Below are 22,376 nucleotides of genomic sequence, written 5' to 3'. Positions count from 1 at the left end.
ACGACGGCGGCTGGATCGCTCAGCTGCCCACCGCCGTCGTTGGTTGGGGCTCACCTAAAAAGGGAGAAACTGTGGCACTCGACGTGCTTACCGACCTTAATAAGGTCCGCAATATCGGCATCATGGCCCACATCGATGCCGGCAAGACCACCACTACTGAGCGCATCCTGTTCTACACGGGTGTCAGCCACAAGATCGGCGAAACGCACGACGGCGCTTCGACGACTGACTGGATGGAACAGGAAAAGGAACGCGGCATCACCATCACCTCTGCCGCGGTGACCTGCTTCTGGGACAACAACCAGATCAACATCATCGACACCCCGGGCCACGTGGACTTTACGGTTGAGGTCGAGCGCTCCCTGCGGGTCCTCGACGGTGCCGTTGCAGTCTTCGACGGCAAGGAAGGCGTCGAGCCGCAGTCCGAGACCGTGTGGCGCCAGGCTGATAAGTACGAAGTGCCGCGTATCTGCTTCGTCAACAAGATGGACAAGCTCGGTGCGGACTTCTACTTCACCGTCGACACCATCATCAACCGCCTGGGTGCCAAGCCGCTGGTTATGCAACTGCCGATCGGTGCCGAGAGCGAGTTCGTCGGTGTTGTGGACCTGCTGACCATGAAGGCCCTGACCTGGCCCGGCGACTCCAAGGGTGACGTCACCATGGGTGCCGCCTACGAGACCGGCGATATCCCGGCGGACCTGCAGGCCAAGGCCGAGGAATACCGCGCCCTGCTGGTCGAGGCTGTTGCAGAATCTTCCGACGAACTGATGACCAAGTTCCTCGAAGGTGAAGAGCCCTCGATCGAGGAGCTCAAGGCCGGCATCCGCAAGATGGTTGTCAACTCGGAGATCTACCCGGTCTTCTGTGGCTCCGCGTTCAAGAACCGCGGTGTGCAGCCGATGCTGGACGCCGTCATCGATTACCTGCCTTCCCCGCTGGACGTTGCGTCGATGATCGGCCACGACCCGCAGAACGAGGAAAAGGAACTGACGCGCAAGCCGAGCGAGGACGAGCCGTTCTCCGCGCTTGCGTTCAAGATTGCCGCGCACCCGTTCTTCGGTCAGCTGAACTTCATCCGCGTTTACTCCGGTAAGGCCGTGGCGGGTCAGCAGCTGCTGAACTCCACCAAGGGCAAGAAGGAGCGTCTGGGCAAGCTGTTCCAGATGCACGCCAACAAGGAGATGCCGGTCGACGAGCTGCATGCCGGCCACATCTACGCCGTCATCGGCCTCAAGGACACCACCACCGGCGACACCCTGTGTGCACCCGATGCCCCGATCGTCCTCGAATCGATGTCCTTCCCGGAGCCGGTGATCTTCGTGGCCATCGAGCCGAAGACCAAGGGCGACCAGGAGAAGCTGTCCACAGCTATCCAGAAACTCTCCGCTGAGGACCCGACGTTCACCGTCAGCCTGAACGAAGATACCGGCCAGACCGAAATCGGCGGCATGGGCGAGCTCCACCTGGACATCCTGGTGGACCGCATGCGCCGCGAATTCAAGGTCGAGGCCAACGTTGGTAAGCCGCAGGTGGCGTACCGCGAAACGATCAAGAAGGCCGTCGATAAGGTCGACTACACCCACAAGAAGCAGACGGGTGGATCCGGCCAGTTCGCAAAGGTCCAGGTGGCCTTCGAGCCGCTGGACACTTCCGAAGGCGTCTTCTACGAGTTCGAGAACAAGGTCACTGGTGGCCGTATCCCCCGCGAGTACATTCCCTCGGTGGACCAAGGTATCCAGAGTGCCCTGCAGCTCGGTGTGCTGGCCGGCTACCCGCTGGTCGGCGTGAAGGCCACTCTGCTTGACGGCGCCTACCACGACGTCGACTCTTCGGAAATGGCGTTCAAGATCGCCGGTTCCCAGGTGCTGAAGGAAGGCGTCAAGCGCGCCAACCCGGTCCTGCTCGAACCGCTGATGGCCGTTGAAGTGCGTACCCCTGAGGAATACATGGGTGACGTCATCGGTGACCTGAACTCCCGCCGCGGCATGATCCAGTCCATGGAAGATGCCTCGGGCGTAAAGGTTGTCCGCGCCAACGTGCCGCTGTCCGAGATGTTCGGTTACATCGGCGACCTGCGTTCCAAGACGCAGGGCCGTGCTGTGTACTCGATGCAGTTCGACAGCTACTCTGAGGTCCCGAAGGCAGTTGCCGACGAGATCATCCAGAAGACGCGCGGCGAGTAAATTTCGGTAGCGTCCCGGTTCGCCGGGACAACACCAAAGGCAGTGGGCCGGTCACTCCGGTGGACGGCCCACTGCACCGCAGGCCGAGGGTAACGGCAAGTTGCCGGTACCTGAAGAAATCTGTAATTTCACCAAATACAAAAGCCCGAAGTAGACTTGTTCAGGTTTCGGTAACGAAAAGCGTTACCGAAGAGCAATTCTTCTCAAAACGTTCTAGGAGGAACCCGTGGCGAAGGCAAAGTTCGAGCGGACTAAGCCGCACGTCAACATCGGCACCATCGGTCACGTTGACCACGGTAAGACCACGTTGACCGCTGCTATTTCCAAGGTGCTTGCTGACAAGTACCCCGATCTCAACGAGCAGCGTGACTTCGCAGCTATCGACTCTGCCCCGGAAGAGCGCCAGCGCGGTATCACCATCAATATCTCGCACATCGAATACCAGACCGAGAAGCGCCACTACGCACACGTAGACGCCCCCGGTCACGCTGACTACATCAAGAACATGATCACTGGTGCAGCTCAGATGGACGGCGCAATCCTCGTGGTTGCCGCTACCGATGGTCCGATGGCTCAGACCCGCGAGCACGTTCTGCTGGCCCGCCAGGTTGGTGTTCCCTACCTGCTGGTCGCGCTGAACAAGTCCGACATGGTTGAAGACGAAGAGCTCCTCGACCTCGTCGAAATGGAAGTTCGCGAACTGCTCAGCTCGCAGGACTTCGACGGCGACAACGCTCCGGTCATCCGCGTTTCGGGCCTGAAGGCTCTGGAAGGCGACCCGCAGTGGGTCAAGTCCGTTGAGGACCTGATGGAAGCCGTTGACGAAAACGTTCCGGACCCGGTCCGCGACAAGGACAAGCCGTTCCTGATGCCGATCGAGGACGTCTTCACCATCACCGGCCGCGGTACCGTTGTTACCGGCCGCGCCGAGCGTGGTACCCTCGCCATCAACTCCGAGGTCGAGATCGTCGGTATCCGTCCGGTCCAGAAGACCACGGTTACCGGTATCGAGATGTTCCACAAGCAGCTCGACGAGGCATGGGCCGGCGAGAACTGTGGTCTGCTGCTCCGCGGCATCAAGCGCGAAGACGTAGAGCGTGGCCAGGTTGTTGTGAAGCCGGGTTCCATCACCCCGCACACCGACTTCGAGGCCAACGTCTACATCCTGTCCAAGGATGAAGGCGGACGCCACAACCCGTTCTACTCGAACTACCGCCCGCAGTTCTACTTCCGTACCACGGACGTAACCGGCGTTATCACCCTGCCGGAAGGCACGGAAATGGTTATGCCCGGCGACAACACTGAGATGACCGTTGAGCTCATCCAGCCGATCGCTATGGAAGAGGGCCTCGGCTTCGCTATCCGTGAGGGTGGCCGCACCGTTGGATCAGGTCGCGTTACCAAGATCATCAAGTAATTACTTGGTTCCTGGGTAATCGTACCGGTGCAGTTGCACCGGTTAGAGACCAGGAAAACCCCCGCTGTTTACAGCGGGGGTTTTCTGTCTTAACTCCCGGTTGTCCGGCTCCGGCTGATCACGACTGGCCCGGACGGTCGTGCTGGCTGAACTCCTCTCAGACAGGTTGGTGGAGGCAGAGAACGTTCCCTTCCGGGTCGGCAAACCATGCGCAGCGGAGATTGTCGCTGGTCGCGATGTGGTTGATGGTCTTCAGACCCGGCAGGTCGTAGTCTTCGAACCTGATGCCCCGGCCCTCGAGATCCTTCATCTCCGCTTCCAGATCCGCTACCTCGAAACTGACGGCCGTGTTCTGCGACGGAGTGGCATCCGGCCGGCGCAGCAGTTCGAGTGCAGTGGTTCCGTCGGTGGAGAAAATGAACGTGTCGTCGTCCATGAGCCCCTGAGGTTCGAGGCCCAACGACTTCTCATAGAAATCGCGTGCGCGGTCCAGATCCTTCACGGGCAGGACCGCTGTCATTTTGGTAGTGCTGAGCACTGCGTCCAACTCCCTTCGTGCAATCGGCGTGCGGACATCTACAGAATAGTCTTCCGCGGGCGCGATGAACCTGCCGATTAGCGACAATTTTCAGCACGCCAATGGCTGCTCGATACAGCCGGGATCGGGGACAAGCTCCGGCTTATCCACAGCCCCGGAATGCGGTGTGGTGCCCCACCAGATGACTCATATACTGAGCGGAACAGTCTCAATAATGAAGAGGTCCGGGGGACATGGAGCTATTCGCGGTCATCCTGCTGGCCGGCGTGGCGTTTATTGCGGGATGGTTCATCAGCCTCCGCCGCGCCGGTACCAATGAAGTCCAGGGAACCTGGGCAGCCAAGTTGCCTCCGCCGGCCCAGATTTACGAGGAGGGCTACCGCCAGGGGTACCTGGATGCACAGGCGGCCATGGTGCCCGCTGGCGGCGTTCAAACGGGTTCCGCAGGACAGGCTCCGGAACCCCAGGTTGCTACGCAACTGGAACCTGCACCGCAGACCACGACGGCGCAGCCAACCCCCGCCTTCGGGCCGCCTTCGCAGGACTTGCCGCAGGGGCCTCTGGCTGGGCATCAGCCCGGGCTTCACCAGGAACAGCCTCTGCCCGGTTACCATCCCGTGCCGGGGCAGCACCCCGTGCCGAACGTTTCGGAGCAGGCTCCCGTCCTCGATCCTGCAGTGGCCGCGCGTCACCGTGAAGAAGAGGAACGAAAGCGGGTACGGGCCAAGCAGCGGCGGGATCTGCGCAATATCAACATCACCCTCTACTCCGCGAGCCTGCTGCTCGTGGCCGCGGCGGCGCTGTTCATCGGTTCCGCCCTGCCTGCCAGTGCCCGGGCGGTGACGATATTTGCCGTGACCTTGCTGTTTTACACTGCCGGCTTGGCTGTTTATACGCGAGCACCACGGCTGCGTCCGGCTGGCATAGCCTTCACCGGCACCGGGCTGGCACTGCTGCCCGTGGCCGGCCTGGCGCTGTACAACTTCGTCCTCGCCGACGCCGCCGGTAGCTGGTTGTTAACGGCACTTGTGGGCACGGCAGCCTACGCCTACGCCGCCGTGCGGATGCAAAGCCAGGTGGTGGCATACCTGAGCTTGCCGTTCTTTATCTCCATCGCCTGGTCGGCAGTGGCCGTGCTGGGCGGTGCACTGGCCTGGTACTTCACCTTTTCCATTGCCCTGGCGGCCACATTCAGCCTCGTCTCCTACTTCCGCCCCCGGTGGGTGCCCGGCGTGTATGGCGCGGCCCTGGTAGCTGTGCACCGTTACCTCACACCCTTGGCCGTGCTTGCCGCGTTCTTCGTGGGGGACCAGTTGCAGGCGGGCGACAATGCGCTGCTGCTCGCCATGGCTGCCGGCTATTACGGTGCCATGCTGTTCACAGGCGGAGCGCAGGACAAACTAGCCAACACCTATGGGCTCCGCATCACGGTGACTTTGGCTGCCATGTATCTGGTTGTGGCGGCCGGCGGCAGCTGGCCCTGGGCGTTGTTCACCATGGCCGCAGTGCTGGCGATTCAGGCAGCGGCGTTGGCGGTGTTCGCCCCGGTCTGGCTTCGGTTCCTCAAGGAGCGTCCGTGGGTCCGGCGCCGGACGGCGGACGGTGCCGGACCGGCCGCATCGATCTTCCGTATTGATCTGGGAACGGTCTTCGTCCTACAGGCATTGCTGACCTTGCTCCAGGTCCTTGATGGCATCGGCGCGACAGGCAGGCCCGGGCCGGAGCCGGTGCTCATGCTGCTGCTCCTTGCCGCTTCCGCCTTCACCATCGCGTGGAAATTCGGTGGCTGGGCGGAGTCGCTGATAGTGCTGCCGGCCCTGTCAGCCGCGGTCCTGCTGGAGTGGAATAATCCGTGGCGGCAGGAACTGCTGTTGGGACTGGCCCTGGTCTATTTGTTGGCCCGCATCCGCGCGTCGGCCGGGCGGGAGCGCCTGTGGGCCGTTTCCTCGGCACGCGGCGCAGCGACGCTGCTATTGCCGATCACGGCCCTGACCCATCTGCCGCAGCTGGGTATGGAGCAGGACCTGGCCGGACGCACGGCGCTGCTTGTCCTGGCTCTGGGTTTCGTGGTGAACCAGATCGCCAGCACCGTGCTGCTGGAACGCATGGTCGGCAGTGCAGCACCCCGGCTGACTGTGCTCGTCTCCGCAGCGCTGGGCTTCGGGACCACATGCGGGCTCATAGCCGCGGAACTGCCTGCAGCCCCGGGTGTTCAAGACGGCAGTGTCCACCTGGGGTACCCGGCGTTCTGGGCCTGGACTGCCGCCGGAGTGGCGTCTTCCTTCGTGCTCGCGCCGCGTAGCCGGCACCAACCCGCCAACCCCGGCAAACGGGCGGAGACCACGCTGGACGCCCCGGCCGGACTGATGGAACCGCTGGCTCCCGTTATCCTGGCCGCCGGCGCGTTGCTGGGGACATCATTCCTCGGCGTCCGGGGATACGAGATCCTGGTCGGCGTCGTTTTGGTTTACGCCGCGGCCATGGCAGCCGTCTTGCGGAAGCGTGGGCGCAAGGGCGTGTATCTGCTCGCGGCCCAGCTGTCGCTGACCGGGCTGGTGGCATTGATCGGGCAGGATCTGGACGCCAGCATCCATGTGCTTTTCGTCCTTGTGGCCTGCACAACGGCACTCCAGGAGGCCGCGCGCCTGCTCATCCGGCGGCGGCTGGGGGAGTACGGGCTGCAGAGAGTTTCTGCCTGGCTGGGCCTTGTTCTGCTCGCGGTTCTGCCGTGGGTCTATGGCGTGGCAGTTGCTGCGCCGCAGCGGGGCGTCGTCGTCCTGCAGTTACTCTTGTTGATCGCCGTTGCCGCCGCCCGGTTCCGGCAGCAGCAGGGCGCCGGGCCCAGCGGGTACGTCAGCGTGTACGGCGTGGCTTCGCTCACTGCCGCGGTCACCGACGCGGCGCCGCTGGCAGAGACGGGCTGGCTGCCGGCCCTGCTGTCGGCGGACGGCGGCGCACTGGCAGCGCTGCTGTTCGGGGCCGTTGCTGCAGTTCTGCGCGTGCTCAGGCCGGGGGAGCGGCTGCGCTATCTGCTCCTTGCCGCCACGGCCGTTTTCATGTTGGAGGCATTGGCGTTGTCGCTGGTGGAAGATGCTTGGATGACGCCGGTGGCCCTGTTCGGGGCGGCGGTGCTGTTCTTCGTACTGTCGCACCGCGAGCAACTGCCCTGGCTCTACGCCGGTGGTGCCGTTTCAGTCCTGGCAGCCGCGCTTACCTTGATGCAGCGACTGCAGGAAACGGCATTGCTGGACTTCGCCAGCGGGCCCGCACAATGGCTGGCCGCAGCATGGCTCACGGCAGTACTGCTGTACGGCTTCCGGCTCACGCTGCGTGAACGGGAAAATGCGGACCCGGTGCGGGCGGTCATCCTGACCGGTGTGGCTCTTGGTGTGCTGGGCCTGGTGTCAATGCTGGCCATCTTCCCCGGGCCTACTGCTATTGCGGCATCCTTGTCCATCATCGTGGCAGCGGCTCTGGCCGTGATCGAAACGCCGGAGCGGGCACGCGAGGCGGCGGCTGAGGGCGCCTTCTTTGTATTCGTCCTTGCTGTGCAACGGCTCTACGCAGTTGCCGCCGGTTGGATCGATCCGTTCTGGGCGTTGCAATGGTGGGTTGTTGCCGGTGCTCTGGTTGCTGCCTACGAGTATGTCCGCGGTCGGGATCAACGCGGCACGATCGTGTTGGCCGTCGCTGCCGGCGGGCTTTCGCTGTCCGGCTTCGGGACGATCATTCTGAACGACGCCGGCAAACAGATCTGGGCGTTGCTCGGCCATGGCGGACTGCTCGTAGCGGGAGTTGTGCTGTCGCGGAGACTGTTCACCGTGTGGGGAGCGGTGGGCATTGCTTTGGCGCTGCTGTGGTTTATGCGCGGCTTTACGTTCGTGCTGCTGGCCTTCGCCGCATTGGCTCTGCTGGCCTTCGCCGTCCGGAAATTGATGCGGCACGGCAAGCAGGACGCGGAGCGGCAGTAGGATCGGACCATGGAGTGGATAGTCTTTTGGATCGTTATCGGCATTGTGGTGGCTGTAGCCGGGGCCGCCGTGTGGGGCCGCAAGTACTTCCGGCATGAAATCGACCGGGCCAAGCGGATCCGCCGCGCCAACCAGGACGGCGAACGCTAAGCGCGTACGCGGTCGGGGCGCGAAGGGCCGGCCGATGCTGCGCCGGAGGCTGCGGACTGCCGTCGCCGGCACACATCAGCGACGGAGACTGCTGGTGTCGGCAGCCCGTAGCGAGGTGATTTCCTGCAGCCAGTTGTAGGAGGACTTCGGAATGCGCTGCTGGGTTTCGAAATCCACGTACACCAGCCCGAAGCGCTGGCTGTAGCCGGCGGCCCACTCGAAGTTGTCCATCAGCGTCCACACGTAATAGCCCCGCAGGTCGATCGACTCGGCAGGTCCGCCGGGAGCGGTGGCGTTCAGGGCCGCCGCCAGATGGTCACCGAGGTAGCTGATGCGGTTTACATCCGCAACGTGTGGCTCCAATGTCAGGGCATCCTGGACCACAACATCCGGAAAGCTGGCGCCGCCCTCGGTGATGAAGACCGGCGGTAACCCCGGATACCTGTTCGCCATTTCCGTCAGGGCCACGGCGAGGTACTCCGGCGCGATCGGCCAGCCGAAAGCCGTGCGATCGTACTGCGGCCAACCGGTGATGTGGAAGGGCAGGTCCGGACTGTCCTCGAGCATGTGCTCCGGCACCCCCTCCGGAATGGCATCTGGACCGGTGTTAGGTCCCGAGCCGGGCGCAATCCTGGTCGGGAAGTAGTAGTTGAGCCCGTAGAAATCCAGCGGCTGGCTCATGATCGCCAGATCCTCCGGGGAAACATCTGTGAGGTAATGCAGGAACGGTGTCAGCAGCGGATTGAAGTCCGAGTACCGGCCCAGCAGGACCGGGTCGGAGAACATCGCGTTGTGCAGGATGTCGAAGAGCTCCACCATCAGGTCATTGGCAAAGCCGCCGCGGGCGGAGACCACGGGAGAATACACGTTGGTAATGCCCAGCTCACCGGGAACGTTGGCACTGCGCAGCGCCTGGATGCTCAGCCCGTGGGCCAGGATCATATGGTGCGCTGCCGGCAAGGCTTCGAACAGGCCCGGATAACCCGGGGCATGGATGCCCAGGGCATAGCCGTTGAGGGCTACGGTGGTGGGCTCATTGATAGTGACCCAGCGGTGGACCCGGTCGCCGAAGGCCTCCGCGGCGAGACCGGCGAAGTCGGCCAACCGGTAAGCCGTATCGCGGTTGAGCCATCCGCCGGCCTGCTCGAGTGGCAGCGGGGTATCCCAGTGGTAGAGCGTGCACATGGGGGAGATGCCGCGCTCCAGCAACTGATCGAGGAGCCGGTCGTAGAAATCGATGCCCGCCTGGTTGACCTGACCGCGGCCGTCCGGCTGGATACGCGGCCATGAAAGGGAGAAGCGGTACGAGTCGACGCCGAGGGCATGCAGCAGTTCAACGTCTTCGGGCATCCGGTGATAGTGGTCGCAGGCGATGTCGGCCCGGTCACCGTTGACGATATGGCCTTCCTGCTGGGAGAAGGCGTCCCAGCCCGAGGGCCCGCGGCCGTCTTCGGCCACGGCACCTTCGATCTGAAAGGCGGCCGTGGCAACTCCCAGCGTGAAGTCCGGCGGGATCAGTGCTGCAAGGCTCTGCGGAGTCATGCCCATGTCCAAGTCCTTAGAACAAGCAGGCGGCGGCCGAAGGAGCCGTCGATAATCAGAAGCATCTCACTTCAAGCCCGTCGCGTCACGGCAATTTTTGGCGTCCGCAGACCAATGGCTATGCTGGGGAAAGAACACATTGGATGTTCAGGCCGGGCCGGAGTGTAGACCCGGCCGGTGCAGATGCCCGGCAACCCGGCGCAGATTGGCGTTTCATGCCGATATCTGCCACACTAGATGAGTTGTTCAAGCGCTTCCTTATGTCGTCGTGCGAAACCGCGTCCCGCCCGGGATAATGCCCGGGGCCAGGGTCAGGTTCCACTTAGGCGGAGAAGCCCAAATATAACCCGCCCCAATTTTGCATGGGTTTCGTGCGCAGAATATTCGCGACACGCCCGAGCGCGGGGGTCGGAGCCTCGGCAGGGTGAGGAACCCGGATATTTCCGGATTCAGTCTGTTGGAGGAGCGCCAGGCATGGACTTGATCCGGCCGGAGGGGCGCAGACCGGAAATTAACAGAGCAGCACTGAGAAAGAGAGCGGAGACGCCATGGCGGGACAGAAAATCCGCATCCGTCTGAAGTCATATGACCATGAGGTCATTGATGTTTCAGCACGGAAGATCGTTGAGACGGTCACGCGCGCAGGCGCAACGGTAGTCGGCCCCGTGCCGCTGCCCACCGAGAAGAACGTGTACTGCGTTATTCGTTCGCCGCACAAGTACAAGGACAGCCGTGAGCACTTTGAAATGCGTACTCACAAGCGCCTGATCGACATTATTGACCCCACGCCGAAGGCCGTTGACTCGCTCATGCGTCTTGACCTGCCTGCTGACGTGAACATCGAAATCAAGCTGTAGGGGAGTGCGGATAAATATGTCTACCACTACACGCCAGGTAAAGGGACTGCTGGGCACCAAGCTCGGTATGACTCAGGTCTGGGACGAGAACAACCGCCTTGTGCCGGTAACTGTCGTCCAGGCTGACTCCAACGTCATCACTCAGCTGCGCAATGCAGAAGTTGATGGTTACACCGCCGTTCAGATCGGCTTCGGCCAGATCGACCCCCGCAAGGTGTCCAAGCCGCTGGCTGGTCACTTTGAGAAGGCCGGTGTTACCCCCCGCCGCCACGTAGTTGAACTGCGCACCTCAGATGCAGACACCTACGAGCTGGGCCAGGAGCTCTCCGTGGAGACCTTCGAAACCGGCCAGAAGGTCGACGTCGTCGGAACCTCCAAGGGTAAGGGCTTCGCCGGTGTTATGAAGCGTCACGGCTTCCATGGTGTTGGTGCCTCCCACGGTGCCCACAAGAACCACCGCAAGCCCGGTTCCATCGGTGGCGCATCCACCCCGGGCCGCGTCTTCAAGGGCCTCAAGATGGCTGGCCGCATGGGCGCCGTCCGCCACACCACACTGAACCTGACCGTTCATGCTGTGGACACTGAGAAGTCGCTGCTCTTGATCAAGGGTGCCGTTCCCGGTGCCCGCGGCTCGGTCGTTCTCGTCCGTTCCGCTGTGAAGGGAGCCTAGTTCAATGGCTAACACTGTAAATGTCGATCTGCCTGCAGAGATCTTCGACGTACAGACCAACGTGCCGCTGCTGCACCAGGTTGTCGTCGCGCAGCTCGCTGCCGCCCGCCAGGGCACGCATAAGACCAAGACCCGCGCCGAAGTTTCGGGTGCAGGCCGCAAGCCGTTCAAGCAGAAGGGCACCGGCCGCGCCCGTCAGGGTTCCATCCGTGCACCTCACATGACCGGCGGTGGCGTTGTCCACGGTCCGACCCCGCGCGATTACAGCCAGCGCACCCCCAAGAAGATGAAGGCTGCTGCCCTGCGCGGCGCCCTGTCCGACCGGGCACGCAACGGCCGTATCCACGTTCTCGAGTCCCTGGTTGCCGGCGAGAAGCCGAACACCAAGGGTGCCCTCGAGTCCCTGCGGTCTATCTCTGACCGTAAGAACCTGCTCGTTGTTATCGAGCGCGCCAACGATGTTGCGGCCCTGAGCCTGCGCAACATCACGGAAGTTCACACGATTTACGTAGATCAGCTGAACACCTACGACGTGCTGGTTTCCGACGACGTGGTCTTCACCAAGGCAGCCTACGAGGCTTTCGTCAACAAGGAGGACGCCAAGTGAGCGCGACCACCGCAAAGGATCCCCGCGACGTCGTCATTGCACCCGTCGTTTCGGAGAAGAGCTACGGCCTGATCGACGAAGGTAAGTACACCTTCCTGGTCGACCCGCGCTCGAACAAGACCGAGATCAAGCTGGCCGTGGAGAAAATCTTCTCCGTCAAGGTCGACTCGATCAACACCATCAACCGTGCCGGTAAGCGCAAGCGGACCAAGTTCGGATGGGGACAGCGCAAGAACACCAAGCGCGCAATTGTCACCCTGAAGGAAGGCACAATCGACATCTTCGGCGGTCCGCTTTCTTAAGCGGAGACCACTTTAACGAGGAAATAAACTATGGGAATCCGTAAACACAAGCCGACTACGCCGGGCCGCCGCGGCTCTAGCGTTGCCGACTTCGCTGAAATCACGCGATCGACGCCGGAAAAGTCGTTGGTTCGTCCCCTGACCAAGTCAGGCGGCCGTAACAACTCCGGTAAGATCACTACCCGCCATAAGGGTGGTGGCCACAAGCGCGCCTACCGTCTGATCGACTTCCGTCGTCATGACAAGGACGGCGTGCCGGCCAAGGTTGCCGAGATCGAATATGATCCGAACCGTACCGCCCGTATCGCACTGCTGCACTACGTTGATGGCACCAAGCGTTACATCCTTGCTCCGGCCAAGCTGAAGCAGGGCGACGTTGTCGAGGCCGGCGCCAGCGCCGACATCAAGCCCGGCAATAACCTGCCGCTGCGCAACATCCCCGTGGGTACTGTTATCCACGCCGTTGAACTGCGTCCTGGCGGCGGTGCCAAGATGGCCCGCTCCGCCGGTGCCTCGGTACAGCTCGTTGCCAAGGAAGGCAAGTACGGCCAGGTCCGTCTGCCCTCCGGCGAAATCCGCAACGTTGACGTGCGCTGCCGCGCATCCGTCGGCGAGGTTGGCAACGCCGAGCAGTCCAACATCAACTGGGGCAAGGCCGGCCGCATGCGTTGGAAGGGCGTTCGCCCGACCGTCCGCGGTGTGGCCATGAACCCGGTCGACCACCCGCACGGTGGTGGTGAAGGTAAGACCTCCGGTGGACGCCACCCGGTCAACCCGAACGGTAAGCCTGAGGGCCGCACCCGCCGCCCCAACAAGGAAAGCGACAAGCTCATTGTGCGTCGCCGTCGTACTGGCAAGAACAAGCGATAGGAGCCTGGAGACATGCCACGCAGCCTGAAGAAAGGCCCCTTCGTCGATCAGCACCTCTTTGTCAAGGTAGCTGCAGAGAACGAAAAGGGCACCAAGAACGTCATTAAGACGTGGTCCCGCCGTTCGATGATCGTCCCCGACATGCTCGGGCACACGATCGCCGTACACGACGGACGCAAGCACATTCCGGTGTTTGTCACCGAGTCGATGGTCGGGCACAAGCTCGGCGAATTCGCCCCGACGCGGACCTTCCGCGGCCATGTGAAGGACGACCGTAAGGGCAAGCGCCGCTAGGCGCCTGCTCGTACGGCAGAAGACGAGAGAAGGAAAGCAATGGAAGCCAAGGCTATTGCGCGCCATATTCGCGTGACGCCTATGAAGGCCCGGCGCGTCGTCAACCTTGTTCGTGGCAAGCAGGCGAATGAGGCTCTGGCAATTCTGAAGTTTGCCCCGCAGGCAGCTTCAGAGCCGGTCAGCAAGGTACTCGCATCGGCAGTCGCCAACGCCCGCGTTCTCGCGGACCGTGACGGCGTCGCCTTTGACGAGAGCGACCTGTACATCAGCGAAGCATTTGTCGATGAAGGCCCGACCATGAAGCGGTTCCAGCCGCGTGCCCAGGGCCGCGCCTACCGCATCAACAAGCGGACCAGCCACATCACACTTGTTGTCGCTACCCCGGAGAAAGAGGAGGACCAGTAAGTGGGACAGAAAGTAAACCCGCACGGATTCCGACTCGGTATCACCACCGACCACGTTTCCCACTGGTTCGCTGACAGCAACAAGGCCGGCCAGCGTTACAAGGACTTCGTTCGCGAAGACGTCAAGATCCGCCAGCTTATGTCCACGGGCATGGAGCGGGCAGGTATTGCCAAGGTTGAGATCGAGCGCACCCGTGACCGTGTCCGCGTGGACATCCACACCGCACGCCCCGGTATTGTTATCGGCCGCCGCGGTGCAGAAGCTGACCGCATCCGCGGCGAGCTCGAAAAGCTGACCGGCAAGCAGGTTCAGCTGAACATCCTTGAGGTCAAGAACCCCGAGATCGAAGCACAGCTCGTTGCCCAGGGCATCGCCGAGCAGCTGACTTCCCGTGTGGCTTTCCGCCGCGCGATGAAGAAGGCCATGCAGTCCGCACAGCGGGCCGGCGCCAAGGGTATCCGCGTTCAGTGCTCCGGCCGCCTGGGTGGCGCCGAAATGAGCCGTTCGGAGTTCTACCGCGAAGGCCGTGTGCCCCTGCACACCCTCCGCGCGAACATCGACTACGGCTTCTTCGAAGCCAAGACCACCTTCGGCCGCATCGGCGTGAAGGTCTGGATCTACAAGGGCGACGTTACTGCCAAGGAACTGGCTGCGCAGCAGGCTGCAGCTCCGTCCCGCGGCCGTGGCGGAGACCGTCCGGGCCGCGGCCCGGCAGACCGCGGTGGCGAACGCCGTCGTCGTAATGACCGTCCTGCGCCGGCTTCGGCCGATGCAGCTCCCAAGGCCGAGGCTCCGGCTGCTGAAGCAGCTGCCGCTCCGGCTGCCGAAGGAGGACAGGCTTAAATGCTTATCCCACGTCGAGTCAAGCACCGTAAGCAGCACCACCCGGGTCGTTCCGGCGCTGCAACGGGCGGCACCCAGGTCAGCTTCGGCGAGTGGGGTATCCAGGCGCTCACGCCTGCATACGTCACCAACCGGCAGATCGAAGCAGCCCGTATCGCTATGACCCGCCACATCAAGCGTGGCGGTAAGGTCTGGATCAACATTTATCCGGACCGCCCCCTGACGAAGAAGCCGGCCGAAACCCGTATGGGTTCCGGTAAGGGTTCGCCGGAGTGGTGGGTTGCCAACGTCAAGCCGGGCCGGGTTCTGTTCGAACTCTCCGGTGTCAGTGAAGAGGTAGCTCGCGAGGCACTGCGCCTGGCGATCCACAAGCTCCCGTTGAAGGCACGCATTGTGCGTCGCGAAGGTGGTGAATAGAAATGGCAATTGGTTCAAAAGAATTGGCAACTGACCAGCTCGAGACTTTCGATAAGGACCGTCTCACAGAAGAGCTGCGCAAGGCCAAGGAGGAACTGTTCAACCTCCGTTTCCAGTCCGCCACCGGTCAGCTGGAGAACCACGGCCGCCTCAAGGCGGTCAAGCGCGACATCGCCCGCATCTACACGGTGCTGCGTGAGCGCGAGCTGGGCATCCGCCCCGACGTCGTAGCTCCCGTTGAGGAAGCTAAGACCGAGAAGAAGGCAAAGAAGTCCAAGAAGGCTGAGCCTGCAGAAGAAGCAGAGACTCCGGCCACCGAGGATGATGCCAAATGAGTGAGAAGGAAGCATCTGTGACTGAAGCAGCACAGGCTCGTGGCAACCGGAAGACCGCCCGCGGCTACGTTGTCTCGGACAAGATGGATAAGACCATCGTCGTCGAGATCGAAGACCGCAAGAAGCACGCCCTTTACGGCAAGGTTCTTCGTCGGAACTCCAAGATCAAGGCCCATGACGAGCAGAACACCGCCGGCATCGGCGACCTGGTCGTCGTCGCCGAGACTCGGCCGCTGTCCGCTACCAAGCGGTGGCGTCTGGTCGAGATCGTCGAAAAGGCCAAGTAGACCCTAGGGTTTACGGTTGGGCCCGTCCGTTTCGACGGGCGGGCCCAACCCCTTAGATTTCCCGCCCATAGCTGGTTTGCGGCAGATGCCGCAAACCGGTCGGGACCGGGTTTGAAGGGGAGCGATCCTCTTGAAAAATACGAGCCCCTGGCCGCCTAGTTCTCGGGAAAATCCGGTGAATTTCGCGTCTGGGGTGTCTTAGTAATAAACTAGTAATCTTGCCTGTGCCGTTTGGAAAGACTATCCACCTTTCCGTATGGACAGAATAGGCAAATTCCCACTTCCGCCTTCGGTCCGCGCTTGCGCGCGGGCAGGGGGAGCACGGGGTGGGGGTATCCCATATCCGTTCCGCAAGGCTCACATGATGAGAACCAGCGCGACGACAGGAGTAATAAGTGATTCAGCAGGAGTCGCGGCTTAAGGTCGCCGACAACACGGGTGCCAAGGAAATCTTGACCATCCGCGTTCTCGGTGGATCCGGACGTCGCTACGCAGGCATTGGCGACGTGATCGTTGCCACCGTCAAGGACGCAATTCCCGGCGGCAACGTCAAGAAGGGTGACATCGTCAAAGCTGTCATCGTTCGTACCAAGAAGGAACGCCGTCGTGTGGACGGTTCCTACATCAAGTTCGATGAAAACGCTGCAGTGATCCTGAAGAACGACGGTGACCCCCGCGGTACCCGTATCTTCGGCCCGGTCGGCCGTGAGCTTCGCGATAAGAAGTTCATGAAGATCATCTCGCTTGCTCCGGAGGTGCTGTAGTTCATGGCTGCTAAGTTCAAGATCAAGAAGGGTGACCTGGTTCAGGTCATCACCGGTGCTAAGCAGGAACGCGGCGGCGACCGCGGCAAGCAGGGCAAGGTCCTCAAGGTTTTCCCGGAGACCAACCGCGTGCTGGTTGAAGGCGTAAACACCGTAACCAAGCACACCAAGGTCGGTCAGTCGCAGCGCGGCACGAAGACCGGTGGCATCGAGACCGTAGAGGCCCCGCTGCACATCTCCAACGTTGCCGTTGTTGACCCCGAGACCAAAAAGCCGACCCGCGTTGGCTACCGCACCGAGACCGTCGAGCGTGATGGCCGTGAGCGCACTGTGCGTATCCGCGTTGCCAAGAGCTCCGGGAAGGATCTGTAATGACTGAGACCGTCACCAAGATCGTCCCCCGTCTGAAGACCCGTTACGCAGAAGAGATCAAGCAGACTCTGCGCGACGAGTTCAATTACGTCAACGTCAACCAGGTTCCGCGCCTTGTCAAGGTTGTTGTGAACATGGGTGTTGGAGATGCCGCCAAGGACTCCAAGCTCATTGACGGTGCAGTGCGCGATCTGACCCAGATCACCGGCCAGAAGCCCCAGGTCACCAAGGCCCGCAAGTCGATCGCACAGTTCAAGCTGCGCGAAGGCATGCCGATCGGTGCGCACGCAACACTGCGCGGCGACCGCATGTGGGAATTCGTTGACCGCCTGGTCAGCCTGGCACTGCCCCGTATCCGCGACTTCCGCGGCCTCAACGGCAAGCAGTTCGATGGCAATGGTAACTACACCTTCGGTCTGACCGAACAGGCGATGTTCCACGAGATCGATCAGGACAAGATCGACCGCGTCCGCGGTATGGATATCACCGTAGTGACTACCGCAAAGACTGACGACGAGGGTCGTGCGCTGCTCAAGGCGCTTGGCTTCCCGTTCAAGACCGAAGATTAATTCAACTACGTAAAAGGTCCCGTTCCGCTGGTTGAGCCTGCCGGAACAAGGAAACCGTTACGAGGAAGGGCAAGAGCCCACAATGACTATGACAGATCCTGTCGCAGACATGCTGACTCGTCTGCGCAATGCAAACTCGGCTTACCACGAATCCGTGTCCATGCCGTACAGCAAACTCAAGGCACGCGTTGCCGACATCCTGAAGGAGCAAGGCTACATCGCCGGCTGGAAGGAAGAGGAAGCTGAGGTTGGCAAGAAGCTGACCATCGAACTGAAGTTCGGCCCGAGCCGCGAGCGTTCTATCGCCGGTATCCGCCGCATTTCCAAGCCCGGTCTCCGCGTTTACGCGAAGTCCACCAACCTGCCGCACGTGCTGGGTGGCCTGGGTATCGCAATCCTGTCCACCTCTTCCGGGCTGATGACTGATCGTCAGGCCGGCAAGAAGGGCGTGGGCGGCGAAGTCCTCGCTTACGTCTGGTAACGGAAAGGAAGAGATAAAATGTCACGTATTGGACGTCTCCCCATCACCGTTCCCGCCGGCGTAGAGGTCAAGGTCGACGGTAACGTTGTCTCCGTCAAGGGCACCAAGGGAGAACTGACCCACGCGGTTGCTTCCCCGATTCAGGTGGCCCTGGACGAGAGCACGCTGACCGTGTCCCGCCCGAACGACGAGCGCGAATCCCGGTCTCTCCACGGCCTGACCCGCACCCTGATCAACAACATGATCATCGGTGTGACCGAAGGCTACAAGAAGAACCTCGAGATTGTCGGAACCGGTTACCGCGTACAGGCCAAGGGCTCGGACCTCGAGTTCGCCCTGGGCTACAGCCACGCGGTTGCCGTCAAGGCACCCGAAGGCATCACCTTTGCAGTAGAGGGTCCGACCAAGCTCTCTGTATCGGGAATCAACAAGCAGCAGGTCGGCGAGGTTGCTGCCAACATCCGTAAGCTGCGGAAGCCGGACCCCTACAAGGGCAAGGGCATCCGTTACGTAGGCGAGCAGATCCGCCGCAAGGTCGGAAAGGCTGGTAAGTAACCATGGCTCTCGGAATTAAGGGTAAGAGCAAGTCCGCTGCACGCGGCCGCCGCCACCTGCGCGTCCGTAAGCGCATCACCGGCAGCGCGGTCCGTCCGCGTCTGGTAGTCAACCGCTCCGCACGCCACGTATTCGTCCAGGTTGTCGATGACAGCAAGGGCATCACCGTGGCTTCGGCTTCCACCATGGAAGCCGATCTGCGCGGATTCGAAGGTGACAAGACCGCTAAGTCCAAGCGCGTTGGCGAGCTCGTAGCCGAGCGCGCCAAGGCTGCCGGCATCGAGGCCGTTGTCTTCGACCGTGGTGGTAACAAGTACCACGGCCGTGTCGCAGCTGTTGCCGAAGGCGCACGTGAAGGTGGGCTGGCACTGTGACCGCAGAGAATAACGAAAAGGATACTCAGGTGACTGAAGCAACTGAGACCACCGCAGCCGCGGGTACCGCCGATAAAGCTGCTTCTTCCCAGGATGACCGCCGCGGCGGCCGTCGTGGAGAGCGTGGCGACCGTGGTGGCCGTGGCGAGCGTGGTGGCCGTGGTGGCCGCGACAACGCACGCGACGCCGAGAAGGACAAGTACCTCGAGCGCGTCGTCACCATCAACCGTGTTTCCAAGGTCGTCAAGGGTGGTCGTCGCTTCAGCTTCACCGCTCTGGTAGTTGTCGGCGACGGCAACGGCCTGGTTGGCGTTGGTTACGGCAAGGCGAAGGAAGTTCCCGCAGCAATCGCCAAGGGTGTTGAAGAAGCCAAGAAGTCCTTCTTCCGCGTCCCGATCATCGGCGGCACGGTGCCTCACCGTGTCCAGGGTGAGGCCGCTGCAGGCGTCGTCATGCTCCGTCCGGCCGCTGCCGGTACCGGTGTTATCGCCGGTGGCCCGGTCCGCGCCGTACTCGAGTGCGCCGGTGTCCACGATGTGCTCTCGAAGTCGCTCGGCTCGGCCAACGCGATCAACATTGTGCACGCAACGGTGGACGCACTGCGCCGTCTCGAAGAGCCTCAGGCAGTAGCAGCCCGTCGTGGCCTGCCGCTGGATGAGGTTGTTCCTCCGATCCTGCTTCGCGCAATGCAGCAGCAAAAGGCAGGTGCGTAATGATCCAGACGACTCGTAACAACTTGGTTGCGTCTGATGCACAGTTGGAAATCACCCAGATTAAGTCCGTCATTGGCGGCAAGCAGAATCAGCGCGACACGCTGCGTTCATTGGGCCTGAAGCGTATCGGACACACCGTTGTCCGTAACGCCGATGCCGTGACCGTTGGCATGCTCAACACTGTTTCTCACCTGGTAAAGGTTGAGGAGGCGAAGTAGAGATGGCAGAAGAGAACAACACTCTGAAGGTCCACCACCTGCGTCCTGCCCCCGGTGCCAAGACCGCCAAGACCCGTGTTGGTCGTGGTGAAGGCTCCAAGGGTAAGACTGCAGGCCGTGGTACCAAGGGTACAAAGGCGCGCTACCAGGTCAAGGCAGGATTTGCGGGCGGCCAGCTGCCCCTGCACATGCGCCTGCCGAAGCTGCGTGGCTTCAAGAACCCGAACAAGGTGGAATTCCAGGTTGTGAACCTGGACAAGCTCAATGAGCTGTTCCCCGAGGGTGGCGAGGTCACCGTGGATAACCTGGTCGAAAAGGGCGCGGTTCGCAAGAACCAGCTCGTCAAGGTTCTGGGCACCGGCGACATCACCGTCAAGGTTGATGTGAAGGCTCATGCCTTCTCCGCCAGTGCTGTTGAGAAGATTGCCGCCGCCGGCGGTTCCGTCACGGAGCTGTAGCCAAACGGCTTCGGTAGTGATCTCTCACAACCAATGATTAAACTCTTGGTGGTCGGTGTATTCCGGCCACCAAGGGTTTCATTGGGTTAAAGGCAGTTTACTTTTTAGTCCGCGAGTTATTCCGGACGCGGCCGAGCAGATAGACTCGGTTCTTGTGCATCGCCGCTCGGCGGCATCAAAGACTTTTCAGGAGGACGCTTGCTCAGCGCAATTGGCCGGGTTTTCCGGACGCCGGACCTGCGGCGCAAGTTGTTGTTCACCCTCGGTATCATCACCATCTACCGCCTGGGTGCCTTCATCCCTGCCCCCGGTGTTGATTACGGAAACGTGCAGCAATGCTTGGCGCTCGGCAACACAAGCGGCGGGCTGTACCAGTTCGTCAACCTCTTCAGTGGTGGCGCCCTGCTGCAGGTGTCCATCTTCGCCCTCGGCATCATGCCGTACATTACGGCGAGCATCATCGTGCAGTTGCTGCGGGTGGTCATTCCCCGCTTCCAGGAGCTGCATCAGGAAGGCGCACAGGGCCAGTCCAAGCTGACCCAGTACACCCGCTACCTGACCATAGCCCTCGGCCTGCTCAACGGCACCACACTCGTCTCGCTGGCCCGCTCCGGCGCCCTCCTTGGCGACTGCCCGGTGCCGATCATCCCGGAAGACAGCCTGATGGTTATCGTGCTGCTCATCCTGACCCTGACGGCCGGTACCGGCCTGATCATGTGGATGGGCGAGCTGGTCACGGAAAAGGGCGTCGGCAACGGTATGTCCCTGCTGATCTTCGTTTCCATCGCCGCAGGCTTCCCGAGCTCGCTGGGTGAAATCCTGCGCGCACAGGGCGTCAACATCTTCATCGGCGTCATCATCATCGGCCTCTTCACCGTGGCCGCGGTCATCTTCGTGGAGCAGTCCCAGCGCCGCATCCCGGTTCAGTACGCCAAGCGTATGATCGGCCGCCGCACGCTGGGCGGCACCAGCACCTACATTCCGATCAAGGTGAACATGGCCGGCGTTATCCCGGTCATCTTCGCCTCGTCGATGCTCTACCTGCCCTCGCTGGTAGCCCAGTTCAACACCCCGACGGACGGCACCACCCCGCCGCCGGAATGGGTCAACTGGATCAACACTTTCCTGGTCAGCGGCGACCACCCGGTCTATATGGCCGTGTACTTCGGCCTGATTGTTTTCTTCACATACTTCTATGTGGCCATCACCTTCAACCCTGAAGAAGTGGCGGACAACATGAAGAAGTACGGCGGTTTCATCCCGGGGATCCGGGCCGGCCGCCCCACCGAGGAATACCTCTCTTACGTGCTGTCCCGGATTACCCTTCCGGGCGCGCTCTACCTCGGCGTGATTTCTCTGATTCCGCTGATCGCCCTGGTGCTGATCAACGCGAACCAGAACTTCCCGTTTGGCGGCGTCTCGATCCTCATCATGGTTGGTGTTGGTCTGGAAACCGTGAAACAGATAAATGCCCAGCTACAGCAACGTCACTATGAAGGACTACTGCGATGACAAAGATGCTCATTATCGGCCCGCCCGGATCCGGCAAAGGAACCCAGGCATCACGTATCTCCGAGCGGCTGGGCATCGTCGCCATTTCCACCGGTGATATCTTCCGCGCCAACGTCAAGGAAGAGACCCCGTTGGGCCTCGAAGCCAAGAAGTACATCGACAAGGGCGACTTCGTCCCGGACAGCGTCACCAACAACATGGTTCGCGACCGCCTTTCCAAGGACGACGTCGAACCGGGCTTCCTCCTCGATGGCTACCCGCGGACCACGGCACAGGTGGATGAGCTGGACAGCATCCTGGCCGAGAGCGAAGACCAGCTGGACGTTGTCCTGCAGCTGACCGCCGACGACGAGGAACTGGTCAAGCGCCTGCTGGGCCGCGCGGAGCAGGAAGGGCGCGCCGATGACAACGAAACCGTCATCCGGCACCGTCTGGACCTGTACCACGAGCAGACCGAGGCAGTCGTCTCCCGCTACCAGGGACGCGGCATCGTGGCCAAGGTAGACGGACTGGGCGCCATCGACGACGTCACCAACCGCATTATGGACGCGCTCAAGAGCGTTACCGCTTAGCCAACGGAGCTGCCGCTCCAACCTAGGCCCAGGCCCTGATCCTTCGGATTCGTTGGACGGGGCCTGCGGCATTTCGCAGAACAGAAGGAACACAGAG

The 22,376-nt window shown here is 61.8% G+C and carries 28 protein-coding genes; 26 read left to right on the top strand and 2 right to left on the bottom strand.

Going from position 1 to position 22,376, the window contains the following annotated elements; all coding sequences use genetic code 11:
• The first annotated feature begins 71 nt into the window (after nt 1–71).
• On the top strand, nt 72–2,186 hold the full coding sequence (gene fusA, locus B0G38_RS06290; protein ID WP_264668640.1) for an elongation factor G: 2,115 nt from the start codon (nt 72–74) through the stop codon (nt 2,184–2,186).
• A 226-nt stretch (nt 2,187–2,412) separates the two neighbouring features.
• Nucleotides 2,413–3,603: an elongation factor Tu gene (tuf, locus tag B0G38_RS06285; RefSeq protein ID WP_169993248.1), complete on the top strand. Its 1,191-nt coding sequence runs from the start codon at nt 2,413–2,415 to the stop codon at nt 3,601–3,603.
• A 157-nt stretch (nt 3,604–3,760) separates the two neighbouring features.
• Here tuf and B0G38_RS06280 read toward each other — a convergent pair whose 3' ends face one another.
• Nucleotides 3,761–4,141, bottom strand: coding sequence for a VOC family protein (locus B0G38_RS06280; protein ID WP_264668639.1), 381 nt, complete (start codon nt 4,139–4,141; stop codon nt 3,761–3,763).
• 233 nt (nt 4,142–4,374) lie between these two features.
• Between B0G38_RS06280 and B0G38_RS06275 the strand changes: the two genes are divergently transcribed.
• On the top strand, nt 4,375–8,112 hold the full coding sequence (locus B0G38_RS06275; protein ID WP_264668638.1) for a hypothetical protein: 3,738 nt from the start codon (nt 4,375–4,377) through the stop codon (nt 8,110–8,112).
• 9 nt (nt 8,113–8,121) lie between these two features.
• Nucleotides 8,122–8,262, top strand: a complete 141-nt coding sequence (locus tag B0G38_RS06270; RefSeq protein ID WP_169993242.1) for a hypothetical protein — start codon at nt 8,122–8,124, stop codon at nt 8,260–8,262.
• Between the two features lie 75 nt (nt 8,263–8,337).
• On the opposite strand, the gene B0G38_RS06265 is transcribed toward B0G38_RS06270, so the two are convergent.
• Nucleotides 8,338–9,804: a GH1 family beta-glucosidase gene (locus tag B0G38_RS06265; protein ID WP_319801226.1), complete on the bottom strand. Its 1,467-nt coding sequence runs from the start codon at nt 9,802–9,804 to the stop codon at nt 8,338–8,340.
• Nucleotides 9,805–10,352: 548 nt separating this feature from the next.
• Between B0G38_RS06265 and rpsJ the strand changes: the two genes are divergently transcribed.
• The 22 genes from rpsJ (at nt 10,353) to B0G38_RS06155 (ending at nt 22,279) form a co-directional block, all read left to right on the top strand.
• Nucleotides 10,353–10,661, top strand: coding sequence for a 30S ribosomal protein S10 (gene rpsJ, locus B0G38_RS06260; RefSeq protein ID WP_003803825.1), 309 nt, complete (start codon nt 10,353–10,355; stop codon nt 10,659–10,661).
• A gap of 16 nt (nt 10,662–10,677) precedes the next feature.
• Complete coding sequence (rplC, locus tag B0G38_RS06255) at nt 10,678–11,331, top strand: 50S ribosomal protein L3 (protein ID WP_264668636.1); 654 nt, start codon at nt 10,678–10,680, stop codon at nt 11,329–11,331.
• Between the two features lie 4 nt (nt 11,332–11,335).
• Entirely contained in the window at nt 11,336–11,938 is a 603-nt protein-coding gene (rplD, locus tag B0G38_RS06250) for a 50S ribosomal protein L4 (protein WP_169993236.1), read from the top strand.
• Nucleotides 11,935–12,240 carry a 50S ribosomal protein L23 gene (rplW, locus tag B0G38_RS06245; protein WP_264668635.1) on the top strand — a complete coding sequence of 102 codons (306 nt, stop codon included), beginning with the start codon at nt 11,935–11,937 and terminating at the stop codon, nt 12,238–12,240. The genes rplD and rplW overlap by 4 nt, the downstream gene beginning before the upstream one ends.
• Nucleotides 12,241–12,270: 30 nt before the next feature.
• Complete coding sequence (gene rplB / locus B0G38_RS06240) at nt 12,271–13,110, top strand: 50S ribosomal protein L2 (protein ID WP_264668634.1); 840 nt, start codon at nt 12,271–12,273, stop codon at nt 13,108–13,110.
• A 12-nt stretch (nt 13,111–13,122) separates the two neighbouring features.
• Entirely contained in the window at nt 13,123–13,404 is a 282-nt protein-coding gene (gene rpsS, locus B0G38_RS06235) for a 30S ribosomal protein S19 (RefSeq protein ID WP_074701289.1), read from the top strand.
• 39 nt (nt 13,405–13,443) lie between these two features.
• Nucleotides 13,444–13,809 (top strand): 50S ribosomal protein L22, encoded by a 366-nt coding sequence (rplV, locus tag B0G38_RS06230; RefSeq protein WP_074701290.1) that lies wholly within the window; start codon nt 13,444–13,446, stop codon nt 13,807–13,809.
• Entirely contained in the window at nt 13,810–14,652 is an 843-nt protein-coding gene (gene rpsC, locus B0G38_RS06225) for a 30S ribosomal protein S3 (protein ID WP_169993233.1), read from the top strand.
• Nucleotides 14,653–15,069 carry a 50S ribosomal protein L16 gene (rplP, locus tag B0G38_RS06220; protein WP_074701292.1) on the top strand — a complete coding sequence of 139 codons (417 nt, stop codon included), beginning with the start codon at nt 14,653–14,655 and terminating at the stop codon, nt 15,067–15,069.
• 2 nt (nt 15,070–15,071) lie between these two features.
• Entirely contained in the window at nt 15,072–15,404 is a 333-nt protein-coding gene (gene rpmC / locus B0G38_RS06215) for a 50S ribosomal protein L29 (RefSeq protein WP_264668633.1), read from the top strand.
• Nucleotides 15,401–15,691: a 30S ribosomal protein S17 gene (gene rpsQ / locus B0G38_RS06210; RefSeq protein ID WP_074701294.1), complete on the top strand. Its 291-nt coding sequence runs from the start codon at nt 15,401–15,403 to the stop codon at nt 15,689–15,691. The genes rpmC and rpsQ overlap by 4 nt, the downstream gene beginning before the upstream one ends.
• Before the next feature lie 395 nt (nt 15,692–16,086).
• Nucleotides 16,087–16,455 (top strand): 50S ribosomal protein L14, encoded by a 369-nt coding sequence (rplN, locus tag B0G38_RS06205; RefSeq protein ID WP_074701295.1) that lies wholly within the window; start codon nt 16,087–16,089, stop codon nt 16,453–16,455.
• A 3-nt stretch (nt 16,456–16,458) separates the two neighbouring features.
• Nucleotides 16,459–16,827 carry a 50S ribosomal protein L24 gene (gene rplX, locus B0G38_RS06200; RefSeq protein WP_074701296.1) on the top strand — a complete coding sequence of 123 codons (369 nt, stop codon included), beginning with the start codon at nt 16,459–16,461 and terminating at the stop codon, nt 16,825–16,827.
• The gene (gene rplE, locus B0G38_RS06195; protein WP_074701297.1) at nt 16,827–17,396 is read left to right on the top strand and encodes a 50S ribosomal protein L5; all 570 of its coding nucleotides are present in this window, start codon (nt 16,827–16,829) and stop codon (nt 17,394–17,396) included. The genes rplX and rplE overlap by 1 nt, the downstream gene beginning before the upstream one ends.
• Nucleotides 17,397–17,478: 82 nt before the next feature.
• Complete coding sequence (rpsH, locus tag B0G38_RS06190) at nt 17,479–17,877, top strand: 30S ribosomal protein S8 (protein WP_074701298.1); 399 nt, start codon at nt 17,479–17,481, stop codon at nt 17,875–17,877.
• Nucleotides 17,878–17,895: 18 nt separating this feature from the next.
• Nucleotides 17,896–18,432 carry a 50S ribosomal protein L6 gene (rplF, locus tag B0G38_RS06185; RefSeq protein WP_264668632.1) on the top strand — a complete coding sequence of 179 codons (537 nt, stop codon included), beginning with the start codon at nt 17,896–17,898 and terminating at the stop codon, nt 18,430–18,432.
• 2 nt (nt 18,433–18,434) lie between these two features.
• Nucleotides 18,435–18,806, top strand: coding sequence for a 50S ribosomal protein L18 (gene rplR, locus B0G38_RS06180; protein ID WP_074701300.1), 372 nt, complete (start codon nt 18,435–18,437; stop codon nt 18,804–18,806).
• Entirely contained in the window at nt 18,803–19,519 is a 717-nt protein-coding gene (gene rpsE / locus B0G38_RS06175; protein WP_169993227.1) for a 30S ribosomal protein S5, read from the top strand. The genes rplR and rpsE overlap by 4 nt, the downstream gene beginning before the upstream one ends.
• Nucleotides 19,519–19,737 carry a 50S ribosomal protein L30 gene (gene rpmD / locus B0G38_RS06170; RefSeq protein ID WP_139005753.1) on the top strand — a complete coding sequence of 73 codons (219 nt, stop codon included), beginning with the start codon at nt 19,519–19,521 and terminating at the stop codon, nt 19,735–19,737. Before rpsE ends, rpmD begins: the two co-directional genes overlap by 1 nt.
• Nucleotides 19,738–19,739: 2 nt before the next feature.
• On the top strand, nt 19,740–20,195 hold the full coding sequence (gene rplO, locus B0G38_RS06165) for a 50S ribosomal protein L15 (RefSeq protein WP_264668631.1): 456 nt from the start codon (nt 19,740–19,742) through the stop codon (nt 20,193–20,195).
• A 198-nt stretch (nt 20,196–20,393) separates the two neighbouring features.
• Nucleotides 20,394–21,707: a preprotein translocase subunit SecY gene (secY, locus tag B0G38_RS06160; protein WP_169993223.1), complete on the top strand. Its 1,314-nt coding sequence runs from the start codon at nt 20,394–20,396 to the stop codon at nt 21,705–21,707.
• Nucleotides 21,704–22,279: an adenylate kinase gene (locus tag B0G38_RS06155; RefSeq protein ID WP_264668630.1), complete on the top strand. Its 576-nt coding sequence runs from the start codon at nt 21,704–21,706 to the stop codon at nt 22,277–22,279. The genes secY and B0G38_RS06155 overlap by 4 nt, the downstream gene beginning before the upstream one ends.
• Nucleotides 22,280–22,376: the final 97 nt, after the last annotated feature.

Source organism: Crystallibacter permensis, assembly GCF_025960875.1.
Taxonomy (GTDB): Bacteria; Actinomycetota; Actinomycetes; order Actinomycetales; family Micrococcaceae; genus Crystallibacter; species Crystallibacter permensis.
Note: the sequence above shows the minus strand (reverse complement) of the source record. Positions and strands in the feature narration are given on the sequence as shown.

What these genes read in the sequence shown, in the direction of transcription:
- rplB (WP_264668634.1), top strand. Translation starts at nt 12,271, where the DNA reads ATGGGAATCCGTAAACACAAGCCGACTACGCCGGGCCGCCGCGGCTCT.
- rpsJ (WP_003803825.1), top strand. Translation starts at nt 10,353, where the DNA reads ATGGCGGGACAGAAAATCCGCATCCGTCTGAAGTCATATGACCATGAG.
- rplO (WP_264668631.1), top strand. Translation starts at nt 19,740, where the DNA reads ATGGCAGAAGAGAACAACACTCTGAAGGTCCACCACCTGCGTCCTGCC.
- rplC (WP_264668636.1), top strand. Translation starts at nt 10,678, where the DNA reads ATGTCTACCACTACACGCCAGGTAAAGGGACTGCTGGGCACCAAGCTC.
- rpsQ (WP_074701294.1), top strand. Translation starts at nt 15,401, where the DNA reads ATGAGTGAGAAGGAAGCATCTGTGACTGAAGCAGCACAGGCTCGTGGC.
- rpsH (WP_074701298.1), top strand. Translation starts at nt 17,479, where the DNA reads ATGACTATGACAGATCCTGTCGCAGACATGCTGACTCGTCTGCGCAAT.
- B0G38_RS06275 (WP_264668638.1), top strand. Translation starts at nt 4,375, where the DNA reads ATGGAGCTATTCGCGGTCATCCTGCTGGCCGGCGTGGCGTTTATTGCG.
- rplD (WP_169993236.1), top strand. Translation starts at nt 11,336, where the DNA reads ATGGCTAACACTGTAAATGTCGATCTGCCTGCAGAGATCTTCGACGTA.
- rplE (WP_074701297.1), top strand. Translation starts at nt 16,827, where the DNA reads ATGACTGAGACCGTCACCAAGATCGTCCCCCGTCTGAAGACCCGTTAC.
- B0G38_RS06155 (WP_264668630.1), top strand. Translation starts at nt 21,704, where the DNA reads ATGACAAAGATGCTCATTATCGGCCCGCCCGGATCCGGCAAAGGAACC.
- rplR (WP_074701300.1), top strand. Translation starts at nt 18,435, where the DNA reads ATGGCTCTCGGAATTAAGGGTAAGAGCAAGTCCGCTGCACGCGGCCGC.
- B0G38_RS06270 (WP_169993242.1), top strand. Translation starts at nt 8,122, where the DNA reads ATGGAGTGGATAGTCTTTTGGATCGTTATCGGCATTGTGGTGGCTGTA.
- rpmD (WP_139005753.1), top strand. Translation starts at nt 19,519, where the DNA reads ATGATCCAGACGACTCGTAACAACTTGGTTGCGTCTGATGCACAGTTG.
- rplV (WP_074701290.1), top strand. Translation starts at nt 13,444, where the DNA reads ATGGAAGCCAAGGCTATTGCGCGCCATATTCGCGTGACGCCTATGAAG.
- rplF (WP_264668632.1), top strand. Translation starts at nt 17,896, where the DNA reads ATGTCACGTATTGGACGTCTCCCCATCACCGTTCCCGCCGGCGTAGAG.
- rpmC (WP_264668633.1), top strand. Translation starts at nt 15,072, where the DNA reads ATGGCAATTGGTTCAAAAGAATTGGCAACTGACCAGCTCGAGACTTTC.
- rpsS (WP_074701289.1), top strand. Translation starts at nt 13,123, where the DNA reads ATGCCACGCAGCCTGAAGAAAGGCCCCTTCGTCGATCAGCACCTCTTT.
- rplP (WP_074701292.1), top strand. Translation starts at nt 14,653, where the DNA reads ATGCTTATCCCACGTCGAGTCAAGCACCGTAAGCAGCACCACCCGGGT.
- B0G38_RS06265 (WP_319801226.1), bottom strand. Translation starts at nt 9,804, where the DNA reads ATGACTCCGCAGAGCCTTGCAGCACTGATCCCGCCGGACTTCACGCTG.
- rplX (WP_074701296.1), top strand. Translation starts at nt 16,459, where the DNA reads ATGGCTGCTAAGTTCAAGATCAAGAAGGGTGACCTGGTTCAGGTCATC.